The sequence below is a fragment of the Lacticaseibacillus sp. 22 genome (genome assembly GCF_055413445.1).
Map to the genome: position 1 here is coordinate 1 of NZ_JBVAYD010000023.1, position 13,053 is coordinate 13,053.

General features: G+C 47.5%; 11 protein-coding genes and 1 pseudogene. 3 read left to right on the forward strand and 9 right to left on the reverse strand.

Features of this window, described 5'->3' with window-relative positions:
- Nucleotides 1-119 precede the first annotated feature (119 nt).
- The 5 genes and pseudogenes from ACWP87_RS10365 to coaA form a co-directional block, all read right to left on the reverse strand.
- Nucleotides 120-339: pseudogene (locus ACWP87_RS10365) on the reverse strand (terminase small subunit); the annotation flags it as partial.
- Between the two features lie 60 nt (nt 340-399).
- Nucleotides 400-864 (reverse strand): hypothetical protein, encoded by a 465-nt coding sequence (locus ACWP87_RS10370; protein WP_005687336.1) that lies wholly within the window; start codon nt 862-864, stop codon nt 400-402.
- Between the two features lie 435 nt (nt 865-1,299).
- A complete protein-coding gene (locus ACWP87_RS10375) occupies nt 1,300-1,458 on the reverse strand; it encodes an ArpU family phage packaging/lysis transcriptional regulator (RefSeq protein WP_153239065.1) in 159 nt (52 codons plus the stop codon).
- A 221-nt stretch (nt 1,459-1,679) separates the two neighbouring features.
- Nucleotides 1,680-3,233 (reverse strand): glutamine-hydrolyzing GMP synthase, encoded by a 1,554-nt coding sequence (gene guaA / locus ACWP87_RS10380; RefSeq protein WP_014569820.1) that lies wholly within the window; start codon nt 3,231-3,233, stop codon nt 1,680-1,682.
- 181 nt (nt 3,234-3,414) lie between these two features.
- Nucleotides 3,415-4,341: a type I pantothenate kinase gene (coaA, locus tag ACWP87_RS10385; RefSeq protein ID WP_005687330.1), complete on the reverse strand. Its 927-nt coding sequence runs from the start codon at nt 4,339-4,341 to the stop codon at nt 3,415-3,417.
- Nucleotides 4,342-4,656: 315 nt separating this feature from the next.
- Here coaA and ACWP87_RS10390 point away from each other — a divergent pair, with 315 nt between their 5' ends.
- Together ACWP87_RS10390 and ACWP87_RS10395 are read left to right on the forward strand one after the other, a co-directional pair.
- Nucleotides 4,657-5,007 (forward strand): hypothetical protein, encoded by a 351-nt coding sequence (locus ACWP87_RS10390; protein ID WP_005687328.1) that lies wholly within the window; start codon nt 4,657-4,659, stop codon nt 5,005-5,007.
- A 49-nt stretch (nt 5,008-5,056) separates the two neighbouring features.
- Nucleotides 5,057-5,344, forward strand: coding sequence for a hypothetical protein (locus ACWP87_RS10395; RefSeq protein WP_005687326.1), 288 nt, complete (start codon nt 5,057-5,059; stop codon nt 5,342-5,344).
- A 48-nt stretch (nt 5,345-5,392) separates the two neighbouring features.
- Here the strand turns inward: ACWP87_RS10395 and ACWP87_RS10400 are convergent, their stop codons facing one another.
- From ACWP87_RS10400 to ACWP87_RS10415, 4 genes are all read right to left on the reverse strand, one after another.
- Complete coding sequence (locus ACWP87_RS10400) at nt 5,393-6,802, reverse strand: C69 family dipeptidase (protein ID WP_005687317.1); 1,410 nt, start codon at nt 6,800-6,802, stop codon at nt 5,393-5,395.
- A gap of 913 nt (nt 6,803-7,715) precedes the next feature.
- Nucleotides 7,716-8,192: an acyl-CoA thioesterase gene (locus tag ACWP87_RS10405; protein WP_014569821.1), complete on the reverse strand. Its 477-nt coding sequence runs from the start codon at nt 8,190-8,192 to the stop codon at nt 7,716-7,718.
- Nucleotides 8,193-8,196: 4 nt separating this feature from the next.
- On the reverse strand, nt 8,197-10,488 hold the full coding sequence (gene helD, locus ACWP87_RS10410; protein WP_014569822.1) for an RNA polymerase recycling motor HelD: 2,292 nt from the start codon (nt 10,486-10,488) through the stop codon (nt 8,197-8,199).
- Between the two features lie 423 nt (nt 10,489-10,911).
- Nucleotides 10,912-11,109 carry a hypothetical protein gene (locus tag ACWP87_RS10415; RefSeq protein ID WP_014569824.1) on the reverse strand — a complete coding sequence of 66 codons (198 nt, stop codon included), beginning with the start codon at nt 11,107-11,109 and terminating at the stop codon, nt 10,912-10,914.
- A 71-nt stretch (nt 11,110-11,180) separates the two neighbouring features.
- Between ACWP87_RS10415 and ACWP87_RS10420 the strand changes: the two genes are divergently transcribed.
- On the forward strand, nt 11,181-13,010 hold the full coding sequence (locus ACWP87_RS10420; RefSeq protein ID WP_014569825.1) for a monovalent cation:proton antiporter family protein: 1,830 nt from the start codon (nt 11,181-11,183) through the stop codon (nt 13,008-13,010).
- Nucleotides 13,011-13,053: the final 43 nt, after the last annotated feature.

Genomic DNA, 13,053 nt, shown 5'->3' on the forward strand with positions numbered 1-13,053 from the left:
ATATTGTTTGTGGCCTTAGTATAGCAAAAATGGGGATGGTTGAGTTCTTCACTGACAAACAATATCTTGCGTAGCAACATTATATGCGAACATACGTTTGAAAGTCAACCGATACAATGTGCTTTATCAACATCAAGATCTGCTTTGCGTTCAATCGATTGCAAACGCTCTTTCATGTATACCATAATTATGCTTGAATTTTAGGGCTTTTTAGGTTTTTGCTGCATTAGCCACAATTTTGTGTGGCTAATAACCAGCAACTCCTGCAGTCTCTGTGGCATTGCCTCCGTTGGTAAGATAGGCCTCAGTGAAGGCTTTCTGCCACTTGCTTAGTTTCATTACATATCACCACACCTCCCAAGGCAAAATAAAAGACGCCACGGCGTCAATGTTCAAAATTTAGTCTTCGGAATTTTGAAAAAATTTCTTTACAATAGGCATGCCCCTTACTATTATCAGCTCTACAAGCATAACAACGAAAACAGTAACCATAACCTTAGCAGCAACAGATAAGGTTTCCAATAAATTAACAAATAAATTAGTTGAACTCGTTACATCCCAAAGAGTTTGAACTATTTCTATTGAAAGTACCGTGTTCAGCCAAAGAATACGGACTATTCTCCGATGATCCTTACTTATAGTTGGTTTTGCTAAATCATTTCCAAAATATTCAAAAACATCTTCGGAAATGAGCAAAACTGTTAATGACGAAACAAGCGCCAATCTGCCGTCTGAATTAATCCGATACAATAATCCAACCAATGCAATGGTAATCAGTTCAAGACAAAACCCTATGATAATCTGTCCCCACGTCATTTTTGGAAGGAGCAGTTTTTGGAATTTCTTAAACGACCTTTTGGACATACTTAACCACCTCACCAAAATGATACGCAATATCATCGTAAAATACTAGTGAGGTGATGCATGGATTTGCCGTTCGTATCCACTCAAGGATAAGCGACAATGTGCCTGGCGGGACTTGCACCCGCTGAATCTCTGCTGTCAGCCACCAGCTGCTCACCCATTGTCAGCTAGGGTTCATCGCAAAGCTGTTTCGTTACAAGTTCAAACAAGGAAGGAGGACTCACCTCTCTTTCTTTTATTTTTGTCCGGTCGGATTGGGCAATGACTACTATGCCTATGGGAATATAGCAGCCTTCCTAGATCATGCTAACCCACGAAATCTGCTACTTAACAGTCACGCTAGAATTTCCTCTAAAAGATGCGCTCATTGCTTATCAATTCTTGCACGAAACCATGATGAGGTACAAATCACGATGATTTTGGGCTCGCTTGGGTTCAAATTGACGGTATTTCAGGCATATCAGTGATGGTAGGTGATTTGCCATCTGTTAGCGGCCTACCAGCTATTCTTGCCTGCCAGAGATATTTTTTCAGCAAGTTACGCGCATCATCACGGCACGCATGCTCGTCTATTTCCGGAATCAATGTCATCAACTGCGCCACTCCTAATGATATACCTGATTTTTGAGATCAAGTAGGGCGTTCCACATGTCGGTGCGCTATTTTTTTGACTTCTTGAATGTGTACACCTCCGATGCACCTCCAATACAATGAATTCATATGAGTGCGGAATAATTTCGGGTAAAGAAAAAAGCTGAAGCATCAACGATTTTCATCATTGAACTTCAGCTGAATTCATTTGAATTTTATACCGGTCATTCATATTCTATTGTTGCCGGTGGTTTACTCGTCACGTCGTAAAGCACCCGATTAACATGCTTCACTTCATTAACAATCCGACTCGAGATTTCCTGTAGAACAGCCCAGTCAATACGAGCAAAGTCAGCGGTCATCCCATCAATACTGGTGACAGCGCGAATAGCTATTGCGTAGTCGTATGTGCGACCATCGCCCATAACACCAACAGATCGAATCCCTGGCAACACCGTAAAGTATTGCCAAATATCCTTATCCAACCCGTGCTTAGCGATTTCTTCCCGCAAGATATAGTCGGAGTCACGTACAATCTCCAGTTTATCTTCGGTCACTTCGCCGATAACGCGGATGCCGAGGCCCGGGCCTGGGAATGGTTGGCGCCAGACGAGTGAATGTGGCATACCCAGTTTTTCGCCGAGTTCGCGGACTTCATCTTTGAAGAGTTTGTTCAGGGGTTCGATTAGTTTGAACTTGAGATCTTCAGGTAGGCCGCCGACGTTATGGTGGGACTTGATTGTTTGGGCGGTGTCGGTTCCGGATTCAACCACATCGGTGTATAGCGTACCTTGGGCGAGGAATTCGATGCCGTTGAGTTTGGCAGCTTCTTCGTTGAATACCTCGATGAAGTCCCGGCCGATGATTTTCCGTTTCTTTTCTGGGTCAGTGACGCCTTTTAGGTCATTGAGGAAGCGGTCTTTGGCATTAACTTTGATAATGTTGAGGCCGAATTTACCTTTGAGGCTGTCCATGACTTGTTCTGCCTCGCCTTTTCGCAACAGGCCATGATCAACAAAGATGCTGGTTAGCTGGGTGCCGATTGCTTTGTGTAGCAAAACGCCGACAACGGAAGAGTCAACCCCGCCGGAGAGGCCAAGAAGGACGCGCTTGTCACCGACTTCGGCCCGGATTTTGGCAATTTGTTTGGTGATGAAGTCGTCCATGCTCCAGTTGGCTTCGGCGTGGCAGACGTCGAAGGCAAAATGGTGCAGAATTTCGTGGCCGTATTGAGTGTTTTGCACTTCGGCGTGGAACTGAATGCCGTAGAATTTACGGTCATCGTCGTCCATCGCACTGATTGGGCAGTTGACGCTGGTGGCCGTGGTGCGGAAGCCATCCGGAACGCGGGTGACTAAATCGCCGTGGCTCATCCAGACAGTCTGGTCTTTTGGCAGATCGTGGAAGAGTTTGGCGCTGGCATCGGTGACTTCGATGTCGGCCTTGCCGTATTCGCGGTTGTCCGCCGGTTCGACATCACCGCCGAGTCGTTGGGCCATCAGCTGCATCCCATAACACACGCCTAGAATCGGAATGCCAAGTTTGAAAATGTCCTCATCAACCCCGAGCGCACCTTCGTCATAGACACTGTTCGGACCACCAGAGAAAATAATTCCCTTAGGCACGATTTTCTTGACTTCAGCCGCTGTGATGGTATGAGGCTTTAATTCAGAGTAGATACCAAATTCCCGGATACGCCGGGTGATTAACTGATTATACTGACTACCATAATCGAGGACGATGATCTTGTCGTAATCCTTGTTCTGGTCATTTGCCACAGTCCGCCACACTCCCTTGTTTGAATGCACTAATTTTACAGAGTTTTCATAAGCTGGTCAATCATGGGTGAGAAGCCTCTCATCTGAGTAAAACTGCCAAGTGACAGTCTCACCAGACTAACTGATTTCAGGCTTTCACACATGTACCCCTCAGTTTCTGAAAACCAACCAAGGCTCTATTTTACCATTTTCTCAACGAAACCTGGTCAATTTTATGTCCTTTTGTTTTATGCAAAATGACGTCGGCCCGATTCTTTGTGGGCAAGATGTATTCCTTGAGGTTCTTGAGGTTGACATCATGCCAGACCTGCCGCGCCATGGCAAATGCGTCAGCCCGATTGCCAATGGCGTATTGATAGTAGTAATTGCTTGGATCCGTGAAGGCCGTGTCCAGCAGAATCCCGAACCGTTCCAGGTACCACTGCTCAATTAACACCGGATCCGCGTCAACATAAATGGAAAAGTCGAAATAGTCACTGACATAAATCGGTTGCTTGCTTGGCAGCTGCAAGACGTTAATCCCTTCCACAATCAGGATATCCGGCCGGTCAATGACTTCATATTCATTTGGAACAATATCATAAATCTGATGGCTATATTTTGGTGCCCGAACCACCCCGCTCGCATTTTTGACGTTGTTCATAAAATGAATGAGCAGTTCCATGTCATAGCTTTCCGGAAAACCCTTGCGATCCAGAATCCCGCGGCGTTCAAGTTCTGCGTTGGGATATAAAAAGCCATCCGTGGTAATTTGTTGAACCCGTTTATCCGGATAAGCCCGGCTCAACAGCAATTGCAGCAGTCGCGCGGTGGTGCTTTTCCCGACTGCCACCGAACCGGCAATGCCGATGATAAACGGTGTGTGCGGATTGCGCTGCATGCCCAGAAAACGGCTCAGGGTAAACATATCGCCTTGGTAGTCTTCATAACGAATGTGAATCAAGTGGCGTAATGGTGAATAGATGGTTTTGACATCATCGAGGCTGATTTCATCATTCAGCGACCGTAATTGCGCCAACTCGGCATCGGTCACGCTGGTAAAATTTTGCGAATGAAACTGTGACCATTCTGCCCGATCAAACTTGTAGAAATTCATTTCGGATTGCATAACTTACCGTGTCCTTGCGTTTAATGTTCTTATTTTAGCATAGAAACGCGTCCATGTTTGGCTAACCGCGAAAACGCGTTCATCCGATGAAAAGGCATGTGCAAAGGCCCTTGATCGCAATGGCAAACGCTGCCGATCACGCCCAAAAATATTGACACACCGTTTCCTAGTGGGCTTCGTTTGTGATCGCCGCAACTGCGCTTTCCTTACGTTTTTCTTAACTGCCGTTTATCTTGACAGTTTCAAAATAATTGTTCACAATCAAACCAACGAAGCGCTGTCACGAACTTAGCAAGCCGGTTGGAGGTGCTGCCCATGATTGAGTTCTTGCTGGAACTTTTCTCCGATGTTATTTTGGAGTTTTTACTGGCCCCCATCTTTATGCCAGAATTTGATTTGACCGCATCGCCGAAATTTAACGGTTTTCGCATGATGCTCACTTCGCTTATTGATGGTGGGATTACCGCAGCTGGGGCTTGGTTATTGATTGAAAGCCTCACCGCGGACCCGATTTCAATCATGATCGTCTTTGTTGCGGCTGTGCTCTTGCTGGCCGGGCTCTTCATGTGGTACCGGGTTAGCATCAGATTTTTCAACTATCGCCGCGCGTTAGTTAAAGAACGGGCGGAAAAGATAGCGGCCGAAAAACCGTATCAAGAACTTTAAGGTTGTCCCCCGCTACAAGGTCCATTTTCAAAAGGAGGTGAACGGCTTCATGCGTCAGATCCTGAGCTTTCTCGGTTCGATTTTGATCGCCATTTTTCTTGTTCCCACCTTTCGCCGCAATCCCCGTCCATTTTGGTATTGGACGTGGTACATACTGCTTGTCATTTTCTGTGTTAGTGTCACAGCCTTTGCATTGTGGTTGCTGATTCTTACCCAGCTACGGGCCACAAAGGGGACTATTATGTTGGTCAGTCTGTTACTGGTTGTCCTTATGCCTGTGTTTTTGATCCGGGCAACATTACGGTTTCGTGATTATCGTAAGCGGGCCAAGCAATAATTGGCACACAAAAAGCGCTCTGGCATGAGCGCTTTTTAGATACTTTCATTAATCCTGTAACTTAAAGGCCAGTTTCATATTCGGAGCTGCGGCGGCAACCATTTGCCCCAGCAGTGCATTGCTGTTGGTCATGGCTAAGTCGGCCATTTTCTCGTTGGCAGCGGTTAAGTGTGCCTGAATGTCTTTGGCATCCTGCACTGCTTTATCCGTTTCAAGTTGCAGATGACGGCAAGCAGCCACAGTCTTTTGCTCAAACGCATCTTCTTGATCTTTGAACAATGAAAAGTCGTAGTCGCCAAACGTTGCCAGCAGATTACTGAGCCAATACATTTTGGTGACATCGAACTTATCGCCGGTGTCGCGGTATGCTGCCGGTGTATCGGTAACGTTAGCATAAAACGGAACCACTGTGTTGAAGGTGTTCGGGCCAAATGCCAACCAGTGAACACCCGCAATTGCAGCAGGCACATCGTTACGAATTTGCAAAATGTGGAGTTCCTGATTACGGTTGATCCCGATCGGCCGGTACAGCTTTTTCTGCGCCGGCGTGCCCAGCGAACCGTAAACATCGTACGGCGTGTTTTCGTAGTGGGAACTTTCGACAAACTTCACGTCTTCGATACTGATCTTTTTGTTAGTGCGGCAGATAAATGGAAGATCCTGATCGATTGGCGTGGTGTCGAATTCCGGATTGAAATACTTTTGGCCGTACCATGCTCGCGGGTTGTTGTAACGGGTGTCTTTGATGGTAGCCGAGCCGAAGATATGGCGCAAGTTGTAGCCTTCTGGGTCTGGGTTGAGGTGATAGGTCTCAATCAGATCACGCAGGTCGGCGCTGCTCATTGTATCATCGCTGGCAAAATCAAAATTGGTGATGTTGAAGCGATTCGGCGCAACCACATAAGCATCATCAGGAATGCGGATCGCTGCCCAGTGATGGCCGCCGATGCTTTCGAAGTACCAGACTTCATCTTTGTCGGCAAAGGCAATTCCGTTACTTTCATAGGTGCCGTACTGTTGGAGCAGACTGCCTAGACGTTGCACCCCTTCACGCGCACTGTGAATATATGGCAGCACGATGGTCGGCATGTCTTCTTCTCCGATGCCTTCAGCCACAAGCGGATCAACGCCGAGCACCCGGCTATTGGTCGTAATTGTCTCGGTTGAGGTCATCGCAACGTTTTCGCTATTAATCCCTGCAGCCGCCCAAATACCGTGGCCATCTTCAGCTTCAGGCGTGGACGTATACCCTAATGGATCGGCCGGCAGATCAATGGAAAATTTGCTCAAAACAGACTGGTAATGACGCGGCTGATCCTCAGGTTTAACGTACACAAACTTTTGCGGATGTAACGGTGATTCGCCATCCTCGTTCCGGGCAATGATCGTGGAACCATCGATGGAAGCCTTCTTACCGACCAACACTGTGGTACAGGAGCCGACATAACGTTTTGCCAAAATAATCGTCCTTCTTTCAAAATGAATCCGCATATGTGCAGAACCGTGCGGGAGTGGATTTATGATTAACTTTACCGCGTGAAAACAGGTTTGCCAAGGGGATGCGAAAACAAGCGCAAAAAATAGCCATCCCTATCGTTTGACAGACTTAGGATGGCTATTTGCCACTTCTGAGCCGCTGTTGCTTCAAAAATTTTAACATGCGGTTTAACCATGCGTCTAGCCAAACTAACTCAGAATCCAGCTCATTCAGAGTTTATAATAACCAGCAATTTGCTTTGCGGTTATTAACCGTTAAAAAGAAAGCATAACAGTTGAAATGTATGGAACCGCGAACACTTGTTTGCTACAATCAAATTGGCAACGTCAAGAGATGGCGGCTACTCTCAGAAGAAGGGGGTGATGCAGATGGTTTTCTTCCCTGAAGCTCACAACCCACTGAAGAAAGGAGCCTAGGTTTGTCGGTCTTCGAAGCCCTGAGTCTGGTCAATCAAGTCGTGGATAATTTCCTGACGCTGATTGTGCTAGTCACAGTGTTAACAGCCGAAAACAAGCGCAAAAAATAGCCATCCCTAAAGTTTGACAGCCTCGGGATGGCTATTTGTAATCTCAGAGCCGCTGTTAATGGCGTTGTCGTTTCAGAGAGGCTAGCGGTTGGAAACCGCTAGCCTCTTTGCATGATTATTTTAGCATGCAGTCTAATGATGCGTCTAGTCAAATTACTCTAGGCTTGCTAATTACCCGAAATCGAAGAATACAAAAGCCACACTTTTTTCGCACAAAGGCGAAAACAGCGCGCCTTTAGGTTTGTGGCTAGAGCTTCTAGTTATATGCTTATACGCTAACACTGTAGCAAACACATTTCTCCATGTCTGCTCAATCTTTTGATCAACATACCTGCGCTTAGCAACTTTCAATCCAGTGGCACTTCACCAAAGCTGGCGTTAATCTTCCGATAATCCGCTCGCCGTTCAGCGTAACCCGCGAGCAGCCGCTTTTCAAAGTCCGATTCGGCTTCGACTGGTGGCAGTGGACCGTCTTCCTTGTGGCGGGTCACAAAAGTTGCAAAGGCCGTTCCCACTTGAAAACGCTCGCCGCTAGCTAAGTGCTCGCCGATAAGTTGGGCGAAGACTTCAAGTGAGCGATGACCAACGCCGCTGACCATACACTTGATAATTAAGGCATCCCCCATTTTAACCGGTGCGGCCAAGCGAACCATATCCAGCGATCCGGTGGCTAATCCGCGCCGACCTAATCGTTGCGCGGCAATGGAGCTGACGTCATCGATCCAGGTGAAGATCTGACCGCCAAACAGCGTCTGATGGGCGTTTAGCATCCCTGGAAAGATGCGATAACTGGAAACTGCTAATGTATCCCGCATTTTAACCATTCACTCACCCCCGCTCGTACAATTCTTCTGGCACCTTGTCCAACAACGGTGTCACGTCTGGACTAGCTAGCATCGTCAACCGATGCATGGCCCGCGATGCAACGGTATAAAGCAATTCGCGTTCGTCTTCTTCATGGTAGTTTTTTGCGTTAACCTGCCACAGCACCACGGCGTCGAATTCCAATCCTTTGGCTAAAAAGCTTGGTACGACAATGACGCCCGCCGCCAAGCGTTGATTTTCGGACTTGATGAGGGTGACTTTAATGCCGGCAGCCTTCATCTTTGCGTAAATCGCTTCTGCAGCTTCCAGCGTTTTGGCAATCACCGCGGTGGTTTGTTTGGCCTCGTCATTCACCTTCAGCTGAGCTTGCAGTGCGGTCATCAAACCTGCTTCATCAGGCCGGACAATCAGCTTTGGCAATGGACCTTGGCGATTAAAGGCAACGATTTTCTGTCCGGATGTCAAAATGGCCTTGGTGAAATCCGTCACCTGTTTCGTTGACCGATAACTTTGCGTCAACTGCACCACACGGGTTTTCTCCGGATCGAATAACTTGCTGGTCTCATTAATCAGCGTCCGCGAGTCATCCTTTGTGAAAATTGCCTGATTCAAGTCGCCAAGTAACGTAAATTTCGCACGGGGGAAACTGGCTTTAAGATAAGCCAACTGATATGGCGTGTAATCTTGAATCTCATCAACAAAGACATAGCGCATTTCGCGTTCTCCGTGCCGGCCGGTAATCAAATCATATAGGTGCAAATATGGCGTTGCGTCAGCCATGGGCAGTTTGCGTTCCTTGAACATGGCAATAAAGTGATCCACTTCTGCTTGCCAGTCAGCTTCGGAAATCCCTTCCGCTGCTAAGTCGTAAATGGCAGGCACTTCGCGTAAGAAGCTGACATATTGCCCCCGGATGTTGATGAACCGGTTGCGGACAATATCTTGCTGAATCGCGTCAAAACCTTTCATGACCAACTGCCGGGCAAAGAAGCGATATTCATCGTCACTATTCTTAAATTCTTTTGGCCCATCTTGTTGCATGGAGCGAATTTCTTCATCGCTTAGATTCTGAACTGCTTCTTGAACCCACTGTGCTTTGGTCTCGGATTCAATTTTGCGATTCAACATTTTAATCAGCCGCTCTTTAGTCGCATTCAGGCGGTTGCCCATATGATAATTTTCGTTATAGCTGTAGAAGATCTCCCGAATCCGCTTGCGTGAAAAGAAAACTTCGCCGCGGAACCGGATATCCCTAAACCGCAATCCGGAGCGTTCCAGACTCGTTGCATAGGTCTGGGCAGTTTTAAAGAAGTCCAAACTTCCCTTGACCCGGGCAATTTTCTTTTGCACCGGCGTCAATTGCTGTTCAAACTGGGAAAAGAGGTTCTGAACCTCAATATGTGGCAGGCGCCGGGTGACATATTGATAATACGTAAATTGGACCATGTTTTGTTCGCCTAATTCCGGCAACACATTACTGATATAGTCGGAGAAAAGTTGGTTGGGGCTAAACATGATCACTTGGCTGCTCGTCAGATTACCGCGATAACGATAAAGTAAGTACGCAACCCGCTGCAACACGGCACTGGTTTTCCCGGAGCCGGCTGCCCCTTGGACGAACAACAAATCCGCTTTGGTATCGCGAATGATCTGGTTCTGCTCACGTTGAATCGTCGTGACGATGGTCTTCATCTGGGTGTCAGATTTTTCGCCCAGAACTTCCAGCAACATTTGATCGCCAATGGTTTCGGTGGTGTCAAACATGGTCTGAATCTGACCGTTTTTAATCACAAATTGCCGTTTTAAGGAGACCGTGACTTGTTGCGGGCCATCAGGGGTTTGATAAGTCACCTTACCTAAGCCGCCATCATAATAAATCGAACTAATCGGTGCCCGCCAGTCATAGATGAGAAACTTGCCAGCCTCATTCGTAAACGAACCGAGGCCAATATAAATCGTCTCCGGCTTTTCGCGACCTTCCTGAAAATCAATCCGGGCAAAATAAGGGTTCCCCAACAGCCGCTGCACCGTTGCCAGCTGCTGTGCGCTTTGCTTCCAAGCATTCGTCCGCTCATCAAGCACCCGCTGCTGTTGCTGGATCGAAGCAGCTGTTTCAATGGTTTCAGCATAATTCGTGAAGTTTAAAGAAAAATCGTTGAAAAAGTTATCACTGATATTCTTCTCTTCGGTCTTGGTCTTGGCCATCTCTTTAGAAAGCCGCTCCTTGGCACCCGAAAGCTCCTTCATGATCGCATCCAAATGCTGCTGCTCTTTAGCTTGTTCATTCCCAGCCACGACGTCATCTCCTTTAACGGTTATTAAATAATCGTTATAACATCTTATCACTTATGAGGAAACGCCGCAAAAAAGAGTGTGAGCGCGAACCGGCGCGGTTAGAAGTCGGAGTGTAAGTGGCCTCAGGCGTGATGGCCGGGCTTTGGCCCTTGCGACTGAGGTCCTTACACGCAGACTTCTGCGCCGGTGAGCGCGTTATGGGCGTAAGCTAGAACAAAAGCGGCCTCAGACGTGATGGCCGGACTTTGCCCACTGCCACCAAGGTCCTTACACGCAGATTCCTGCGCCGGTGAGCGCGTTATGGGCGTAAACCAGAACTCAAGCGACCTTAAACGTGATGGCCGGACTTTGCCCATTGCCACCAAGATCCTTACACGCAGATCCCTGCGCCGGTGAGCGCGCTATGAGCATAAGCCATGCCCCCTACTTCAACCTCCCGCGCAACAACGGCGTCCAAGCCTCCAACACATACCCAACCGCCAATCCAACCGCCACCCCTAACAGAATCTTTTTAAACGGCAAACTAACCAACAACCCGATTAACACACAAGTACCAACGATAACTGCACGCCGATTGAAAAACGATTTACCTTGACGTGAAGGTTTTTGATTTTGTATCATACGCTTCCCTTTCATTTATAAATACTTTTCGTTACGATTGACTCATCCATTATCTCTGATCGGAGGCCATTATGGAATCTATTTCACTTTTAATCGTCTTGACAGCCGCGTTGTTGACGCCGCTGTTAATGGCACACTTTCATATTAATAGTATCCCGACTGCTGTTGCCGAGATTCTAGTGGGCATCATCTTAGGCAAAAGTCTCTTAGGTTGGGTCCATACTGGCGGCGAAATGCAGGCGTTAAGTGAACTCGGTGTCACCATCCTGATCTTCCTGTCCGGCATGGAAATCGACTTTTCGCTTTTCAAACCACAGCCCAAGTCGGACAAAGGACCTCAGCCGGCCAATCCAGTTGTGCTAGCCACAGTTGGATTTGCAACGGTCATCATCATCAGTTTGGGATTCAGTTACCTGCTCAAATTCATTCACTTCTATAACTTCCCGATTTTTGCAACCATTCTGTTCACCACGATTGCGCTTGGCGTTGTCATTGCGGCTTTAAAAGAACAGGAGTTGTTACATCAACCACTTGGGCAAACGATCCTGCTGATTGCGGCTTTGGGTGAAGTGATTCCCCTTATCAGTTTAACGATTTACTCAGCCTTGAACGGTTCAAGCGATAACAATCTATGGTTACTGCTGTTACTCCTGCTGGCGGCGTTGGTTTTACTAGCGCGATTCAAACGCATTTACAGCTTTTTTGCGGCGATTGATAAAAGCACCACGCAACTAGACATTCGGTTGGCTTTCTTCTTAGTCTTCACCTTAGTGACCATCGCTTCACGAGTAGGTGCCGAGTCCATTTTAGGTGCCTTTCTTGCCGGCATGGTGATGAAGCTCCTTGGTCCGCGTCAAGAGACTCAGGATAAATTGACTTCCTTAGGTTATGGCTTCTTTATTCCAATTTTCTTCATCGTCACTGGGGCAAACCTCGATTTGAAAGCTTTAGTCGCTGATCCTAAGAGCCTCTCCTTGATTCCGTTGGTGCTCATCGGCTTTTTCATCACCAAAATCGGCCTCATTCCTGTTTTGCGGCAGCGGTTTAAGCCGCAAAACGCATTGGCGGGCACGTTTTTAGCCACCACCACCATCACCTTGGTCATTCCGACGTTAACCGTTGGGTGCAACCTTGGTATCGTGACCGAGCAGCAATCCGGCGCGTTCACACTGGCAGCGGTCATTGCCTGTGTGGCGGGGCCAATCCTTTTCAATAGTTTCTTCAAGCCTGAACCAGAAACCTTCAAAAAGACCCGCGTCACCTTTATTGGCGGCAATCTTTTGACGGTACCCATCGCGCAACATTTAAGTCCTGAGCGCTATGAGGTGCAACTATTTACCGATCGGGTAGAAAATTTTCGGACGTATAACTCCGAAGTGGCGATCACATTAACCGATTATCAGGAGGACGCGTTAAAAGCTGCCGGCGCATATGATTGTGATGTCATGGTGCTGGGTGATTTCGATGCGGACACCAATTACGGCTTGGCAAAAATGGCATTAGCACAGAAAGTTCCACGAATCATCGCCCGGTTTGCCGCAAAAGACGCTACCTCTGATCGCTATGACCGATTGCGCGATGATGGCGTTGAAGTTTTCAATGCACTCGATGCCAACGTTGCGTTGCTGCGTAGCTTGATCGAAACCCCATCCACGTTGAGAATCCTTGATGATACAATTGCAGGCATCTATGAAGTTACCATTCGCAATTCGCGTTTTGCCGGCCTTGAGCTCAAGAATTTACCGTTCATTGATGACATCACCGTGAGCCAGATTTATCGGCAAAAGAAATTCATTGCTCCTCACGGCGACACCCAACTGCATCTTGGTGACCACCTCATTTTCTCCGGGGACAAGCACCTCATCCGCAATATCCGCTCACAGGTTGAAAAGTTAAATTAATGCTGCTCAATCAGGATGTGAAATTCTGCTTTGATACTCGCCA